Raw genomic sequence first — 16,335 nt, forward strand, 5'->3', positions numbered from 1 at the left:
TGTTCCCAATCATGCCGTGCGGCGCAGTATCAGCAGATGGCGTTGGCCTTGGCAACCGGGTACGGCCAGGGCGTGTTCGCTATCGAGTTTGAAGTCTGCCGGCAATGCTACCAGCTCATCGGCCGGATGGACGCCCTTCATTGCCAGCCAGCGTGTATCGGCATCGCCCAGGTGGCGAGTCCAGTTGGTGAAGTTCTCCATGCTGCTGAACGCCCGGGAGATGATCCCGTTGAATGGCTGGGCAGGCTGGAATGCTTCGACGCGACTGTGGATAACTTGCAGGTTGTCCAGTTTGAGTTCCAGTTTGACCTGGGTCAGGAAGCGGGTTTTCTTGCCGTTGCTGTCCAGGCAGGTCACTTGCGAGTCCGGATACAGGATCGCCAGAGGGATCCCCGGCATGCCACCGCCACTGCCGACGTCCAGCCAGCGGCCGTTTTCGATGAACGACATCACGCTGAGGCTATCAAGCAAGTGCCGGGAAACCATTTCGTCGGGATCGCGAACGGCGGTCAGGTTGTAGGCCTGGTTCCATTTGATCAACAGTGCCAGATAACCCAGCAGCAATGCGTGCTGGGTTTCAGTGAGATTGACACCGAGCTCGCGGGCTCCTGTGGATAACTCTTCGGCGTGTTGCGAAGTGACCTTAGAACTCAAGCGCTTTGCTCCAACTGACGGCCCGCGCCGCGTTTTTTCAAATGAATCATCAACAGCGAAATCGCTGCCGGGGTTACACCCGGGATCCGCGAAGCCTGGCCAAGCGTCTCTGGACGCGTGGCGCCAAGCTTGCTCTGGATCTCCTTGGATAGACCGGAAATGTTGGTGTAATCGATATCCACAGGCAGCTTCGTGTCTTCGCTTGCACGCAGACGGGCGATTTCGTCCTGTTGGCGGTCGATGTAACCGGCGTACTTGGTCTTGATCTCGACCTGTTCGGCAACCTGTGGATCTTCGGCCCCCTGTTCGGTCACTTCGACCAGACCAGCGTAGTCGATTTCCGGACGGCTCAAGAGATTGAGCAAGTTGTATTCGTGAGTCAGCGGTGTACCGAATTTTTCCGCGATCGCATCGCCCTGGGCAGTGCCTGGGCGAACCCAGGTGCTTTTCAGGCGCTGCTCTTCGAGTTCGATACTTTCGCGCTTCTTGCAGAACGCTGCCCAACGCGCGTCATCGACCAGACCCAGTTCGCGACCTTTTTCGGTCAGACGCAGGTCGGCGTTGTCCTCACGCAGGATCAGGCGGTACTCGGCACGGGAAGTGAACATGCGGTACGGCTCTTGGGTACCGAGGGTAATCAGGTCGTCGACCAATACCCCGATGTACGCTTCATCGCGACGCGGGCACCAGGCTTCTTGGCCCTTGGCGCGCAATGCGGCGTTGGCACCGGCGAGCAAACCCTGGGCGCCGGCCTCTTCGTAACCGGTGGTGCCGTTGATCTGGCCAGCGAAGAACAGACCACCAATGACTTTGGTTTCCAGGCTGTACTTCAGGTCGCGCGGATCGAAGTAGTCGTACTCGATCGCATAACCCGGACGCACGATGTGCGCGTTTTCCATGCCGCGGATCGATTGCACGATTTGCAATTGCACGTCGAACGGCAGGCTTGTGGATATCCCGTTCGGATACAGCTCATGGGTGGTCAGGCCTTCCGGCTCGATGAATACCTGATGGCTTTCCTTGTCTGCAAAGCGGTGGATCTTGTCTTCGATCGACGGGCAGTAACGCGGACCGATGCCTTCGATCTCGCCTGCTGCCGAATACATCGGCGAACGATCGAGGTTCGCCGCGATGATTTCGTGGGTGCGGGCGTTGGTGTGGGTAATCCAGCAACTGACTTGCCGCGGATGTTGTTCCTTGTTGCCCATGAACGACATCACCGGGATCGGCGTATCGCCAGGTTGCTCGGTCATCACCGAGAAATCCACAGACTTGCCGTCGATACGAGGTGGCGTACCGGTTTTCAGGCGACCGACGCGCAGCGGCAATTCACGCAGACGATGCGCAAGGGCGATCGACGGCGGATCACCGGCGCGACCGCCGGAAAAATTCTGCAAACCGATGTGGATAAGTCCGCCGAGGAAGGTACCGGTGGTCAACACCACGGAATCGGCAAAGAAACGCAGACCCATTTGCGTGACAACACCGCGTACTTGTTCCTGCTCGACGATCAGGTCGTCGGCGGCCTGCTGAAATATCCACAGGTTCGGCTGGTTTTCCAGAATTTCGCGGACAGCGGCCTTGTAAAGAATCCGGTCGGCCTGTGCACGTGTTGCACGCACGGCCGGGCCTTTGCGGCTGTTCAACACGCGAAACTGGATACCGCCCAGATCGGTGGCCGTGGCCATCGCACCACCGAGGGCATCGATTTCCTTGACCAGATGGCTTTTGCCAATGCCGCCGATGGCCGGGTTGCAACTCATGGCACCGAGGGTTTCCACGTTGTGCGTCAGCAGAAGGGTTTTTGCACCCATGCGTGCTGAGGCCAGTGCTGCCTCGGTACCGGCATGACCGCCGCCGATGACGATCACTTCAAAACGGGAAGGGAAATCCACCACGCACCTCGTGCCTGCTTAAGTAGGTAATTCAGGAATAGTTTGAGATCAGGTTTCTGGACCTGGTCGACAAGTATAGGGACTTCGCCCTTCCTAAAGAACCCTTTGCACAAAATTTAACCAGCTGTGGAGAACTCGCGGTTAAAAGAATAAAAAAGAGAGAAATTTATAAAACCTTTGTTTTAAAGCTTATTCTTACTGCCCATGATTTCTGTGGATAGATCTCTACATGCCTTTATTTTCAATGTGTACAGAGATTCAAAACCCTGTGGCCATGTAGCAATGAGGCCCTTGGATAACCGGTGTAAGCCTGTGGATGAATGGGGTTGTTATCCACAGAGGCAGTTATGTTCAGTTTTCTGGCCCTGTTATCAACTGCCCTCAGCGGCAGTTATTCACAGGGCTTAATCCACAGAAATCGAATGAACGAGCACGTAGCGGACAGGGGAAATCCGCTCAGGGAGAAGGAATCTGCCCGGCACTGGAAGGAAAGGAATGGGAAGAGGAGAACCAGACAGGTCGCCAATGGACCTGTCTGTGGACAACAGAAGGGTTATTTACCGATGCAGAAACTGGAAAAGATCCGCCCGAGCAGATCATCGGAGCTGAACGCTCCGGTAATTTCCCCAAGGGACTGCTGAGCCTGACGCAGATCTTCTGCCAATAGTTCGCCAGCCCCTGCCAGAGTCAGCTGTGCACGACCGTGTTCCAGGGCCGCGCTGGCGTGACGCAATGCTTCCAGGTGGCGACGGCGTGCGCTGAAGCTGCTTTCCGAAGTCTGCTCGTAACCCATGCAGGCCTTCAGGTGATCGCGCAACAGATCAAGACCTTCGCCGGCAGCCTTGGCGCTCAGGCTGATGGTTACGTGGCCATCGTCGCTGACTTCCAGGGCAATCGCTTCACCGGTGAGATCTGCTTTATTGCGAATCAGGGTGACCTTTGCCGGATCTGGCCGGGTTTCAAGGAATTCGGGCCACAATGCGAAAGGATCGGCCGCTTCCGGAGCCGTGGCATCAACCACCAGCAGTACCCGATCGGCTTCGCCAATGGCTTTCAACGCACGTTCTACACCGATTTTTTCCACATGGTCGTCGGTATCGCGCAATCCGGCGGTGTCTACGACATGCAGCGGCATGCCATCGATGTGGATATGTTCGCGCAGGATATCCCGGGTCGTGCCGGCGATTTCCGTCACGATGGCAGCTTCTCGACCGGCCAGTGCATTGAGCAGACTTGATTTGCCGGCATTCGGACGACCGGCGATCACCACTGTCATGCCGTCACGCAGCAATGCACCTTGGCCCGCTTCGCGCAATACGGTGGATAACTCGTCACGGACCTTGTCGAGCATGCTCAACACATGGCCATCGGCGAGGAAGTCGATTTCTTCTTCCGGAAAATCGATGGCTGCTTCGACATAAATCCTCAATCCGATCAGCTGTTCGGTGAGGTTATGCACACGTTGGGAAAATGCACCCTGCAAGGAACGCAAGGCATTACGTGCAGCCTGTGCAGAACTGGCTTCGATCAGGTCGGCGATGGCCTCGGCCTGAGCCAGGTCGAGTTTGTCATTGAGGAAGGCGCGCTCGCTGAATTCACCCGGCCGGGCCAGACGGCAACCCAGTTCCAGGCAACGCTTGAGCAACATGTCCAGGACGATCGGTCCACCGTGACCCTGGAGTTCAAGCACATCTTCGCCGGTGAACGAGTTCGGCCCGGGGAAATACAGTGCCAGACCTTCATCCAGCACCTGTTGATCTTCAGTGAGGAAGGGACCGTAGTGGGCAAACCGGGGTTTCAAATCACGGCCGCTGATGGCTTTGGCCGCGACGCTGGCCAGCGGCCCGGAAATTCGAACGATGCCCACGCCGCCACGGCCCTGAGCTGTGGCAACGGCTGCGATGGTTTCACGAGGTGCGCTCATAAACCGGTATCCAGACAAAAATGGCAGATAGCAAAACGCCCCACTAGGGGGCGTTTTGAGTGGTGTTATCCACAGAGTAAGTTACGCCTCGGCTTTTTTCGTCGCCGCTTCAATCTTACGCGTGATGTACCACTGTTGAGCAATCGACAGGCAGTTGTTCACAACCCAGTACAGCACCAGACCCGCCGGGAACCACAGGAAGAAGAAGGTGAAGATGATTGGCATCATTTTCATCACTTTGGCCTGCATCGGATCCGGAGGAGTCGGGTTCAGACGCTGCTGGATGAACATGGTCGCGCCCATGATGATCGGCAGGATGAAGAACGGATCCTTGATCGACAGGTCGGTAATCCACAGCATGAAAGGCGCCTGGCGCATTTCAACGCTTTCCAGCAGAACCCAGTACAGCGAAAGGAAAACCGGCATCTGCACCAGGATCGGCAAGCAGCCACCCAGCGGATTGATCTTCTCTTTCTTGTACAGCTCCATCATGGCTTGCGACATTTTCTGCCGGTCATCGCCATGTTGCTCTTTCAGTGCAGCCAGTTTCGGTGCTACGGCGCGCATGCGGGCCATCGACTTGTAGCTGGCGGCCGACAGCGGGAAGAAGATCCCTTTGATCAGCATGGTCAGGAAGATGATCGACCAGCCCCAGTTGCCGACGATGGCGTGGATATGTTGCAGCAGCCAGAAGATCGGCTGGGCAATGAACCACAGAATGCCGTAGTCGACGGTCAGTTCCAGACCTGGGGACAACTCTTTCAGAACCGCCTGGCTTTTCGGGCCTGCGTAAAGAATGGCGCTGGTTTCAACTTTTGCACCCGGCGCAGCGGTCAGGGAAGGACCGGTGTAACCGATGATGTAGTTGCCTTTGCTGTCTTTACGGGTCTGGACGATATTGTTTTCGCCCTTCGGAGCAACCCATGCCGTCACAAAGTAGTGTTGCAGCCAGGCTACCCAACCACCGGTAACGGTTTCCTTGAGTTGACCTTTGTCCATGTCCTTCATGGACACTTTCTTGTACGGCTCGGAACTTGTCCACAGGGCGGCGCCCAGGTAAGTCGCGGTACCGGTAGCTGTGGTCGACGAAGGATCGGCACTGTTGTCACGCTTCAACTGCGCAAACATCGAACCGGTCCAGGGTTGAGCACTCTGGTTATCCACAAGGTAGGTCACGGTCACGTCATACAGTCCGCGCTTCAGAGTGAAACGCTTGATGTAGTTGACGCCGTCCTTGCTGAATTTCAGGTCGACGACCAATTGGTCCTGACCGTCAGCCAGTTGATAACTTTTCTTCTCCGACGCGTAAACCGGACGACCGGCCGGGCTGGCGTCCGGACCGTTGGTGCCGATCAGACCGCTTTGAGCCAGATAAGTACGCTCGCCGCCGTTGTCGAACAGCTGGAACGGAACATCCGGACGATCCTGACGACGTGGATACAGTGGCAAGGTCAGTTGCGCAACGTCACCGCCCTGTGGATCGATCGCGAGATCGAGCACATCGGTTTTGACCTGGATCAGATCCTTGCTGGCAGCGACCGGTGCTTCTGCAGGTGCGCTGGTATCGCTTGCGGCATGCGGAATATCGTCACTGGCGGAAGAGTTATTGCCAGGAACGGTGTCCGGCAAACCGGATGCAGTCGTACTGGAAGCAACATTCTGAGTCGGCAGGGCAGCCTGGCCATAATCCTGGTTCCATTTAAGAACCATGACGTAGGACACGATTGCCAGGGCGACGATCAGGATCGTGCGTTTGATATCCATGATTACTCGGCCATCGAAGAAGAACGGGAGGTAGGGATAGGTGGAACCGGGTCATAACCACCGGGATTCCACGGATGACAGCGACCTAAACGACGAAAGGTCAGCCAGCCACCGCGCAGAAGGCCATGATTTTCGATGGCTTCCAACGCGTAGCAGGAACAACTGGGGTAGAAACGACAGTGGTCGGCCATCAGAGGACTAATGGCGTAGCGGTAAAACTGGATCGGAACGAGTGCCAGTTTACGCATCTGGACTGTCTACCCCTACAGTTTCGGTTTTGACTGCTGGTACCGGATTGTTGCGTGCCAGACGCTTCCAGAGTTTGCCGAAATGCTGAATCAATTCGGGGTTTTCTACATCGCCCAAACCTTTGCGCGCGACGATAACGATGTCCCAGCCGACCAGTGAATCCTGGTGCAGGCGAAACGATTCGCGCATAAGACGTTTGAGACGATTGCGCTCGACGGAGAGCTTTACGCTCTTTTTCCCGATAACCAGTCCTAGACGGGGGTGATCGAGATCGTTGTTGCGCGCAAGGAGCAGGAGATTTTTCCCCGGAACCTTGCCGGTAGGGGAGTCAAAGACTGCCTTGAAATGCCGGGGAGTAAGCAGACGCTTTTCCCGACTGAAGTCCTGACTCACCTCCAGTGCCGGATTATCAAACTGCCAGACGTGCGCGGCCTTTGGCGCGACGACGCGACAGTACGGCACGACCGTTCTTGGTAGCCATGCGAGCACGGAAACCGTGGGTACGAGCGCGTTTGATAGTGCTTGGTTGGAAAGTACGTTTCATGTCGTGTTACCTGGTTCGTCCACAACGGGCCGGAATGGCCCCCGTTTTAAGAGACCGGGGATTCTAGAGAAAGCAAGTCCATAGGTCAATTTCCAACCAGCGTTTCCTTATAAATAGATCTCTGATGCCCCGAAGCTCGAAACCTTGTCTGCCAGACATAAAAATAAAGAAGGGAATTATTTAAAGCTTTTCTGTAAAGCTTGTAAAAGCTAGGACCGCCACCTTCTGTGGGTAACTGCTCTTAGGCCTTGTTCCACGCGATGTACAGAGAATGACAACTACAGTGGAAAACCGTGTTCAGCCTGTGCTGCGCTATCGGATAACCTGTGTGTGGAAAGTGCTGTTATCCACAGGCGGTTTATCCACCGAGTTTCGCCCCCAGTTGTCCAGTGCCCTCAGCTACGGTTATCCACAGAGCTTATTCACACACCGCTGGTCGCTTTTTCATTGGTTAAGGCATTGATAAATCATGTCTACCGGGCAACCTGCATGTGGATAAGTGAACGTCCGGCCGCTACAATGGCCGCTTGTTTTTGCCTCACCGGCTTTCAATTAGGGGATTTCCGTGTCAGTGGAACTTTGGCAGCAGTGCGTGGAGCTTTTGCGCGAAGAGCTGCCGGCCCAACAATTCAACACCTGGATCCGTCCGTTACAGGTCGAAGCCGAAGGCGACGAGTTGCGTGTCTACGCACCGAACCGTTTTGTTCTGGACTGGGTCAACGAAAAGTACCTGGGGCGCGTCCTTGAACTGCTGGATGAGCATGGCAATGGCCTCGCGCCGTCGCTCTCCTTATTAATAGGCAGCAAGCGCAGCTCTGCGCCGCGTGCCGCGCCCAATGCGCCATTGGCCGCCGCTGCTGCTTCACTGGCTCAGGCCAATGCCGCCCCCGTCAGCGCTCCGGCACCAGCGCCAGCTCCAACCCCGGCCAAGCGCGCGACGCAGAAAACCGAGGAAGTCAGCGAAGAGCCGTCCCGCGACAGCTTCGATCCGATGGCGGGCGCTGCTTCCCAGCAAGCACCAGTGCGTGCCGAACAGCGCACCGTGCAGGTCGAAGGCGCGCTCAAGCACACCAGCTACCTGAACCGCACCTTCACCTTTGAAAACTTCGTCGAAGGTAAATCCAACCAGCTCGCCCGTGCGGCGGCCTGGCAAGTGGCAGACAACCCGAAGCACGGCTACAACCCGCTCTTCCTTTATGGCGGCGTCGGTCTGGGTAAAACGCACTTGATGCATGCGGTGGGTAACCACCTATTAAAGAAGAATCCGAATGCCAAGGTCGTGTACCTGCATTCCGAGCGTTTCGTGGCCGACATGGTCAAGGCGCTGCAACTGAACGCGATCAACGAGTTCAAGCGTTTCTACCGTTCGGTGGACGCCCTGCTGATCGACGATATTCAGTTCTTCGCCCGCAAGGAGCGTTCCCAGGAAGAGTTTTTCCACACCTTCAACGCCCTGCTGGAAGGTGGTCAGCAGGTCATTCTCACCAGTGACCGCTACCCGAAAGAAATCGAAGGCCTTGAAGAGCGCCTCAAATCCCGCTTCGGTTGGGGCCTGACGGTCGCCGTCGAGCCGCCGGAGCTGGAAACCCGTGTGGCCATCTTGATGAAGAAGGCCGACCAGGCCAAAGTCGAGCTGCCTCACGATGCTGCATTCTTCATTGCCCAGCGTATTCGCTCCAACGTCCGTGAGCTGGAAGGCGCGCTGAAACGCGTGATCGCCCACTCGCACTTCATGGGCCGCGACATCACCATCGAGTTGATCCGCGAATCCCTGAAAGACCTGCTGGCGTTGCAGGACAAACTGGTCTCTGTGGATAACATTCAGCGCACCGTCGCCGAGTACTACAAGATCAAGATCTCCGACTTGCTGTCCAAGCGCCGTTCGCGCTCGGTTGCTCGTCCGCGTCAGGTGGCCATGGCACTGTCCAAGGAACTGACCAACCACAGCCTGCCGGAAATCGGCGATGTGTTTGGCGGTCGCGACCACACGACGGTGTTGCATGCCTGCCGCAAGATCAACGAACTTAAGGAATCCGACGCGGACATCCGCGAGGACTACAAGAACCTGCTGCGTACACTGACCACTTGATGAACACCAGCGCAGCTTATTAAGGCAAGGGACTAGACCATGCATTTCACCATTCAACGCGAAGCCCTGTTGAAACCCCTGCAACTGGTCGCAGGCGTCGTCGAGCGCCGACAGACCTTGCCGGTACTGTCCAACGTGCTGCTGGTTGTCGATGGCCAGCAACTGTCGCTGACCGGTACCGACCTGGAAGTCGAGCTGGTCGGTCGCGTGCAACTCGAAGAGCCGGCTGAAACAGGCTCCATCACCGTGCCGGCGCGCAAGCTGATGGACATTTGCAAGAGCCTGCCGAACGATGCCCTGATCGATATCAAGGTCGACGAGCAGAAGCTGGTGGTGAAGGCCGGCCGTAGCCGCTTCACCCTGTCGACCCTGCCGGCCAATGACTTCCCGACTGTGGAAGAAGGCCCGGGTTCGCTGACTACCAGCCTGGATCAGAGCAAGCTGCGTCGCTTGATCGAACGCACCAGTTTCGCCATGGCCCAACAGGACGTGCGTTACTACCTCAACGGCATGTTGCTGGAAGTGTCGACCGGTGTGATCCGCGCCGTGGCCACTGACGGTCACCGTCTGGCCATGTGCTCGATGCAGGCCGACATCGGTCAGCAGGATCGCCACCAGGTGATCGTGCCGCGCAAAGGTATTCTCGAACTGGCGCGTCTGCTCACCGAGCCGGACGGCAACGTCAGCATCGTCCTGGGTCAGCACCACATCCGCGCGACCACCGGAGAATTCACCTTCACCTCGAAATTGGTCGACGGCAAATTCCCTGACTACGAGCGTGTTCTGCCGAAGGGCGGCGACAAACTGGTTCTGGGCGATCGCCAGGCGCTGCGCGAAGCGTTCAGCCGTACCGCGATTCTGTCCAACGAGAAGTACCGCGGCATTCGTCTGCAACTGGCCAGTGGTCAGCTGAAAATCCAGGCCAACAACCCCGAGCAGGAAGAAGCGGAAGAAGAAGTGGGCGTGGAATACAACGGCGGCTCTCTGGAAATCGGCTTCAACGTGAGCTATCTGCTCGACGTGCTGGGCGTGATGACCACCGAGCAGGTTCGCCTGATCCTGTCTGACTCCAACAGCAGTGCGCTGGTGCAAGAGTCCGACAACGACGATTCGGCTTACGTTGTCATGCCGATGCGTCTGTAATCAGCTGACTCTGGATGTCGCTAAGTCGCGTCTCGGTCACCGCGGTGCGCAATCTGCACCCGGTGACCTTCTCCCCTTCCCCCCGAATCAACATTCTTTACGGCGCCAACGGCAGCGGCAAAACCAGTGTTCTGGAAGCCATTCACCTGCTGGGGCTTGCCCGCTCGTTCCGCAGCACCCGACTGTTGCCCGTCATCCAGTATGAGCAACTCGCCTGTACCGTATTCGGTCAGGTCGAGCTTGCCGAAGGTGGCCACAGCGCATTGGGGATCTCTCGCGATCGCCAGGGCGAGTTTCAGATTCGCATCGATGGCCAGAACGCCCGCAGTGCCGCGCAACTGGCGGAGATTCTGCCGCTGCAGTTGATCAACCCGGACAGCTTCCGCCTGCTGGAAGGTGCACCGAAGATTCGCCGGCAATTCCTCGACTGGGGTGTGTTCCACGTCGAGCCACGGTTCATGGCTACCTGGCAGCGGTTGCAGAAGGCCTTGCGCCAGAGAAACTCCTGGCTGCGACATGGTACACTTGACGCCGTTTCGCAAGCGGTTTGGGACAGGGAACTGTGCCAGGCCAGCGCTGAAATCGATGAATACCGCCGCGCTTACATCAAAGCCTTGAAACCAGTCTTTGAACAAACCTTGAGCGAACTGGTTGAGCTCGAAGGTTTGACGCTCAGCTATTACCGAGGCTGGGACAAGGACCGGGAATTGAGTGCCGTACTTGCCGGATCCCTGCAGCGGGACCAGCAAATGGGTCATACCCAGGCCGGACCGCAACGTGCTGACTTGCGTCTTCGATTGGGCGCTCACAATGCCGCGGACATCTTGTCCCGGGGTCAGCAGAAGCTGGTGGTTTGTGCCTTGCGCATTGCCCAGGGGCATCTGGTGAGCCAGGCCCGACGCGGCCAGTGTATTTATCTGGTGGATGACTTGCCGTCCGAACTGGACGAGAGCCACCGTCGCGCGCTGTGCCGCTTGCTGGAAGACTTACGCTGCCAGGTCTTTATCACCTGTGTAGATCACGAATTATTGAGGGAAGGCTGGCAGACGGAAACGCCAGTCGCTCTGTTCCACGTGGAACAGGGCCGTATCACCCAGACCCACGACCATCGGGAGTGAAGGCATTGAGCGAAGAAAATACGTACGACTCATCGAGCATTAAAGTGCTGAAAGGCCTGGATGCCGTGCGCAAACGTCCCGGTATGTACATTGGTGACACCGACGATGGCAGCGGTCTGCACCACATGGTGTTCGAGGTGGTCGACAACTCGATCGACGAAGCCCTCGCCGGCCATTGCGACGACATCAGCATCATCATCCACCCGGATGAGTCCATCACCGTCAAAGACAACGGCCGTGGCATCCCGGTCGACGTGCACAAAGAGGAAGGCGTTTCCGCCGCCGAGGTCATCATGACCGTCCTCCACGCCGGCGGTAAGTTCGACGACAACTCCTACAAGGTATCCGGCGGTCTGCACGGTGTAGGTGTTTCGGTAGTGAACGCGCTGTCCGAAGAGCTGGTCCTGACCGTTCGCCGCAGCGGCAAGATCTGGGAACAGACCTACGTCCACGGCGTACCTCAGGCACCGATGGCGATCGTTGGCGACAGCGAAACCACCGGTACCCAGATCCACTTCAAGGCTTCCAAGGAAACCTTCAAGAACATTCACTTCAGCTGGGACATCCTGGCCAAGCGCATTCGTGAGCTGTCCTTCCTCAACTCCGGTGTCGGCATCGTCCTCAAGGACGAGCGCAGCGGCAAGGAAGAGCTGTTCAAGTATGAAGGCGGCCTGCGTGCATTCGTTGAATACCTGAACACCAACAAGACTGCGGTCAACCAGGTGTTCCACTTCAACATCCAGCGTGAAGACGGCATCGGCGTGGAAATCGCCCTGCAGTGGAACGACAGCTTCAACGAGAACCTGTTGTGCTTCACCAACAACATTCCGCAGCGCGACGGCGGTACTCACCTGGTGGGCTTCCGTTCCGCACTGACGCGTAACCTGAACAACTACATCGAGCAGGAAGGTCTGGCGAAGAAGCACAAAGTCGCCACCACCGGTGACGATGCCCGTGAAGGCCTGACCGCGATCATCTCGGTGAAGGTGCCGGATCCGAAGTTCAGCTCCCAGACCAAAGACAAGCTGGTGTCTTCCGAAGTGAAGACCGCGGTCGAACAGGAAATGGGCAAATACTTCTCCGACTTCCTGCTGGAAAATCCGAACGAAGCCAAGCTGGTCGTCGGCAAGATGATCGACGCCGCCCGTGCCCGTGAAGCGGCGCGCAAGGCCCGTGAGATGACCCGCCGCAAAGGCGCGCTGGACATCGCCGGCCTGCCGGGCAAGCTTGCTGACTGTCAGGAAAAAGACCCGGCGCTGTCCGAACTGTACCTCGTGGAAGGTGACTCCGCGGGCGGCTCTGCCAAGCAGGGACGTAACCGCAAGACCCAGGCCATCCTGCCGCTGAAGGGCAAGATCCTCAACGTCGAGAAAGCCCGTTTCGACAAGATGATCTCGTCCCAGGAAGTGGGCACCCTGATCACCGCGCTGGGCTGCGGTATCGGTCGCGAAGAGTACAACATCGACAAGCTGCGTTATCACAACATCATCATCATGACCGATGCTGACGTCGACGGTTCGCACATCCGTACCCTGCTGCTGACCTTCTTCTTCCGTCAGTTGCCGGAGCTGATCGAGCGCGGCTACATCTACATCGCCCAGCCGCCGCTGTACAAGGTCAAGAAAGGCAAGCAAGAGCAATACATCAAAGACGACGACGCCATGGAAGAGTACATGACGCAGTCGGCCCTGGAAGATGCGAGCCTGCACCTGAACGAAGACGCCCCGGGTATTTCCGGCGAAGCGCTGGAACGTCTGGTGAACGACTTCCGTATGGTGATGAAGACCCTCAAGCGTCTGTCGCGTCTGTACCCGCAGGAGCTGACCGAGCACTTCATCTACCTGCCGGCCGTAAGCCTGGAAATGCTCGGCGACCACGCCAAGATGCAAGACTGGCTGGCCCAGTACGAAGTTCGTCTGCGCACCGTCGAGAAGTCCGGCCTGGTCTACAAGGCCAGCCTGCGTGAAGACCGTGAACGTGGCGTGTGGCTGCCGGAGGTCGAACTGATCTCCCACGGCCTGTCGAACTACGTCACCTTCAACCGCGACTTCTTCGGCAGCAACGACTACAAGACCGTCGTCACCCTCGGCGCTCAACTGAGCACCCTGCTCGACGAAGGTGCGTACATCCAGCGTGGCGAGCGCAAGAAAGCGGTCACCGAGTTCAAGGAAGCCCTGGACTGGCTGATGGCCGAAAGCACCAAGCGCCATACCATTCAGCGATACAAAGGTCTGGGCGAAATGAACCCTGATCAGCTATGGGAAACCACCATGGACCCAAGCGTGCGCCGCATGCTGAAAGTCACCATCGAAGACGCCATCGGTGCAGACCAGATCTTCAACACCCTGATGGGTGATGCGGTCGAACCACGCCGTGACTTCATCGAGAGCAACGCTCTGGCGGTTTCCAACCTGGATTTCTGATTCGGGTCGGCACCAACGAAAAGGCCAACGCATCCGCGTTGGCCTTTTTTGTTGCCTGCGGTTCACTCGCCGGCAGACACCACGCTCTCCAACCGATACCCATACCCATAAATCGTCAGCAACTGCCAACCCCGATCCGCCGTCAGCCCCAGCTTGTTACGCAGCCGATAGATATGAGTATCCAGCGGCCGCGATGAGGCCATTTCTTCATGGGGCCAAAACCTTTCGTACAGGTAGTCCCGTGACAACGGCCGGCCGAGGTTGCTGAACAGGCAATGTGCGAGCCGATACTCGCGCTCGGTCATCATGATCGGCTTGCCTTCGCGGGTGACGGTCAGCTCGGCGTCGTCGAACACCAGATCATTGAAACGCAGAACATTGGCGACGGATGGGCGTTGATGGCTGTGCCGGCGCAGTACGGCGGTGACTCGAGCCTTCAACTCGTTTGGACGAAAGGGCTTGCTGACATAATCGTCGGCTCCTGCATTCAATGCCTGGACGATATCGCTCTCGCCGTCGCGACTGGTCAACATGATGGCCGCCGGCGGCGCTTCCATGTGTTCGCGGGTCCAGCGCAGCAGTGCCAGCCCGGTGAGGTCGGGCAGTTGCCAGTCGAGGATCAGCAGGTCGAAGGTTTCCCGGCGCAGTTGCCGCAGCAGGTCTTCGGCGCGTTCGAAACTGTGCAGCGACCAGGGTTGTTCGCCGGCCTCGGCCATTTGTTGCAGGGTCTGCTCGACCCGGCGCAATTCGGCGGGTTCATCGTCCAGTATCGCAACGCGCATACGCGGGATTCCTTGTCGCTTGGTAATGGGTGGTCAACACCAGAGGCTTGACCAAAGCAGTGAAAGTAAGCGGCACACCCTGGGTCGAGCCGCTATGATTCTTCGGGTCCACGTCCTCAGACCTGTCGCCTATGAAACCATTCAACCCGCCCTGCCCTGTTTTCCATGATTAACCGACGCCGCCACGAAAGCCGTGTGCAAAGTCAGGTTCAACGCCTGTTTCGGCAACTGGTGCGCGAGTGGGTGTGGATAAGTCTAGTGCTGTTGCCGCTGACTGCATTGTTGTCCTGGCGGGCGCAGATCAATCTGCATGATCCGGCGCCTGTCACCAGCGCAGTGCTGTCCACCGTGCTGGTGGCCATTGTGTTGGGATTGTTGCTGTGGCGACCGCGCCTGGCGCTTTGGCTCACTCTGATCGGCATGGTTGGCGTGCTGCTGACCAGCGCAGGCCTGGCTGAAGTTCAGCGTTGGTGGTCCCCTACGCCAGCAGTGCTGGGAATGCTGTTCGGTTATCTGATCTGGAACTGGCGACGGCTGAGTGTCGTGCTGACTTACTTCGGCTGGGAATTGTCACGGCTGGACGATGAACCGAAGGTGTTCCCCGAACGTCGCCGTACACAATTTGCCAGTGGCGACCGATTGCAAGGCCAGATCATGGCCCTTGAGCAAGCCATGAGCCGTACCCGTGACACCCGTCGCTTCATCGCCGATGGCCTGGAATATCTGCCGGTCGCGACCCTGATCAGTGATCCAAAAGGTCAGATCCTGTTGGGTAACCGCAAGGCGCGTGACTTGTTCGGCAGTGATCTGGTCGGTGATGAAGTCCTCGATCGATTGGCGAGTCTTGGCTATCCGGATTTATCCACAGCGTCGCGTCCACTGTTGTCCGACCTGCCTCTAGTGGAGTTCCGAGATCACAAGGAGCGCAGCCTGCGGCTGGAACGTGCAGCATTGTTACCGGTGGACGGCGACACGCCGATTGGCTGGCTGCTGAGCCTTACCGATCTGAGTGCCGAGCGTGCCGCTGAAGAACAGCGCGGCGTGCTGCTGCGCTTTCTGTCCCACGATCTGCGCGCCCCGCATTCGGCGATTCTCGCTCTGCTCGACGTACACCGGCATCAGGCCGGGACAGATTCGCCGTTGTTCGAGCAGATTGAACGCCAGGTGCGGCGAGCGCTGGAGTTGACCGATGGTTTCGTATTGCTGGCTCGGGCCGAATCCAAGGCCTATCAGTTCCAGCCGAGTCTGTTTGCGATGCTGGTAATGGACGTCCTGGATCAGGCGCTGCCCATCGCCCAGCAGAAGCGCATCGAGCTGCTTAACGATATGGACGAACAATCTCAGGAGCGTCTGGTGCTGGCGGACCAGGGCTTGCTGACCCGGGCGTTGTTCAATCTGCTGGAAAACGCGATCAAGTACAGCCCGGTCGGGTCCATGGTCAGGTTACGTATTCGCTGCCACGATGACTGGCTGCAATGCGAACTGACCGATCAGGGCAAAGGCATTGCGGCTGAAGAACTGCCTGATCTGTTCAGCCAATATCGGCGGTTTTCTTCGGCCAAGGGCATTGATGGCGTGGGGCTGGGGTTATCGATGGTCAAGGCCGTGGTGGATCACCACGGTGGGCGGATCGAATGCCTCAGCGTTATCGATCAGGGCACCACATTCCGCCTGGAGCTGCCGCTGATCGCCGAAGAGCAGGCATAAAAAAACCGGCTATATCAGCCGGTTTTCTTACTTCCGAAAAAAA

Annotated in this window: 13 protein-coding genes; 5 read left to right on the forward strand and 8 right to left on the reverse strand. The window is 57.7% G+C overall.

The genetic code is table 11. The features are described from left to right. Positions 1–9 precede the first annotated feature (9 nt). The 7 genes from rsmG to rpmH all read right to left on the reverse strand — a co-directional run bounded on the left by rsmG (position 10) and on the right by rpmH (position 7,030). Positions 10–654, reverse strand: coding sequence for a 16S rRNA (guanine(527)-N(7))-methyltransferase RsmG (gene rsmG, locus ACSPX5_RS23800; protein ID WP_169432575.1), 645 nt, complete (start codon positions 652–654; stop codon positions 10–12). After that, complete coding sequence (gene mnmG / locus ACSPX5_RS23805) at positions 651–2,549, reverse strand: tRNA uridine-5-carboxymethylaminomethyl(34) synthesis enzyme MnmG (RefSeq protein WP_439820374.1); 1,899 nt, start codon at positions 2,547–2,549, stop codon at positions 651–653. Before mnmG ends, rsmG begins: the two co-directional genes overlap by 4 nt. Positions 2,550–3,102: 553 nt before the next feature. Next, positions 3,103–4,473: a tRNA uridine-5-carboxymethylaminomethyl(34) synthesis GTPase MnmE gene (gene mnmE / locus ACSPX5_RS23810; RefSeq protein ID WP_323159634.1), complete on the reverse strand. Its 1,371-nt coding sequence runs from the start codon at positions 4,471–4,473 to the stop codon at positions 3,103–3,105. An 81-nt stretch (positions 4,474–4,554) separates the two neighbouring features. Beyond that, a complete protein-coding gene (gene yidC / locus ACSPX5_RS23815; RefSeq protein ID WP_439820375.1) occupies positions 4,555–6,237 on the reverse strand; it encodes a membrane protein insertase YidC in 1,683 nt (560 codons plus the stop codon). 2 nt (positions 6,238–6,239) lie between these two features. Then, the gene (gene yidD / locus ACSPX5_RS23820) at positions 6,240–6,485 is read right to left on the reverse strand and encodes a membrane protein insertion efficiency factor YidD (protein WP_010565858.1); all 246 of its coding nucleotides are present in this window, start codon (positions 6,483–6,485) and stop codon (positions 6,240–6,242) included. Further along, positions 6,478–6,879 carry a ribonuclease P protein component gene (gene rnpA, locus ACSPX5_RS23825; protein ID WP_042556900.1) on the reverse strand — a complete coding sequence of 134 codons (402 nt, stop codon included), beginning with the start codon at positions 6,877–6,879 and terminating at the stop codon, positions 6,478–6,480. Before rnpA ends, yidD begins: the two co-directional genes overlap by 8 nt. Positions 6,880–6,895: 16 nt before the next feature. Continuing rightward, positions 6,896–7,030, reverse strand: a complete 135-nt coding sequence (rpmH, locus tag ACSPX5_RS23830) for a 50S ribosomal protein L34 (protein WP_003213577.1) — start codon at positions 7,028–7,030, stop codon at positions 6,896–6,898. Between the two features lie 565 nt (positions 7,031–7,595). Here rpmH and dnaA point away from each other — a divergent pair. From dnaA to gyrB, 4 genes are read left to right on the forward strand one after another with little or no spacing between them, the layout of a single operon-like run. Next, positions 7,596–9,119, forward strand: a complete 1,524-nt coding sequence (dnaA, locus tag ACSPX5_RS23835; protein ID WP_085713096.1) for a chromosomal replication initiator protein DnaA — start codon at positions 7,596–7,598, stop codon at positions 9,117–9,119. A gap of 39 nt (positions 9,120–9,158) precedes the next feature. Further along, positions 9,159–10,262 carry a DNA polymerase III subunit beta gene (dnaN, locus tag ACSPX5_RS23840; RefSeq protein WP_085733897.1) on the forward strand — a complete coding sequence of 368 codons (1,104 nt, stop codon included), beginning with the start codon at positions 9,159–9,161 and terminating at the stop codon, positions 10,260–10,262. Positions 10,263–10,276: 14 nt separating this feature from the next. Next, the gene (gene recF / locus ACSPX5_RS23845; protein ID WP_007911886.1) at positions 10,277–11,380 is read left to right on the forward strand and encodes a DNA replication/repair protein RecF; all 1,104 of its coding nucleotides are present in this window, start codon (positions 10,277–10,279) and stop codon (positions 11,378–11,380) included. A 5-nt stretch (positions 11,381–11,385) separates the two neighbouring features. Then, positions 11,386–13,803 (forward strand): DNA topoisomerase (ATP-hydrolyzing) subunit B, encoded by a 2,418-nt coding sequence (gene gyrB / locus ACSPX5_RS23850; RefSeq protein ID WP_085686140.1) that lies wholly within the window; start codon positions 11,386–11,388, stop codon positions 13,801–13,803. Between the two features lie 62 nt (positions 13,804–13,865). On the opposite strand, the gene ACSPX5_RS23855 is transcribed toward gyrB, so the two are convergent. Beyond that, positions 13,866–14,585, reverse strand: coding sequence for a response regulator transcription factor (locus ACSPX5_RS23855; protein ID WP_169428216.1), 720 nt, complete (start codon positions 14,583–14,585; stop codon positions 13,866–13,868). Positions 14,586–14,750: 165 nt separating this feature from the next. Between ACSPX5_RS23855 and ACSPX5_RS23860 the strand changes: the two genes are divergently transcribed. Continuing rightward, a complete protein-coding gene (locus tag ACSPX5_RS23860; protein WP_207865343.1) occupies positions 14,751–16,292 on the forward strand; it encodes a sensor histidine kinase in 1,542 nt (513 codons plus the stop codon). The last annotated feature ends 43 nt before the right edge of the window (positions 16,293–16,335 follow it).

The organism is Pseudomonas sp. HLG18, assembly GCF_051903985.1.
GTDB lineage: Bacteria > Pseudomonadota > Gammaproteobacteria > Pseudomonadales > Pseudomonadaceae > Aquipseudomonas > Aquipseudomonas fluorescens_BT.